Source organism: Rhodanobacter sp. FW104-R8, from assembly GCF_001617365.1.
In the GTDB taxonomy this organism is placed as follows: Bacteria; Pseudomonadota; Gammaproteobacteria; order Xanthomonadales; family Rhodanobacteraceae; genus Rhodanobacter.
On record NZ_LVJR01000030.1, the window covers coordinates 1 to 355 of the forward strand.

Annotated in this window: 1 pseudogene; it reads right to left on the reverse strand. The window is 69.9% G+C overall.

Annotated elements, in window-relative coordinates:
- Positions 1–202 (reverse strand): annotated as a pseudogene (locus RHOFW104R8_RS10795) (protein-(glutamine-N5) methyltransferase, release factor-specific); the annotation flags it as partial.
- Positions 203–355 lie beyond the last annotated feature (153 nt).

The window sequence follows — 355 nt, forward strand, 5'->3', positions numbered from 1 at the left end:
TGAATACCCCGGTGTATCCGGCATCGGCGAGCAGCGCGCGGACGGCGACGCCCTGGTTCCAGCCGTGCTCGAACAACAGCCAGCCGCCAGGCTCCAGATACGTGCGGGCATCGCGCACGATGCGGCGGATGGCGTCGAGGCCGTCGGCGCCGGAAGCCAACGCCGCGGCCGGTTCGAAAGGAAGTTCCTTGTGGACAGGATGCGCTCCTACGCGCTCCTGCGGCTGCCGGAAACGCGGTCGCGTTGTTCCAGGTCCTGCGCCGTGAATACCCCGGTGTAGCCGGCATCGGCGAGCAGCGCGCGGACGGCGACGCCCTGGTTCCAGCCGTGCTCGAACAGCAGCCAGCCGCCAGCC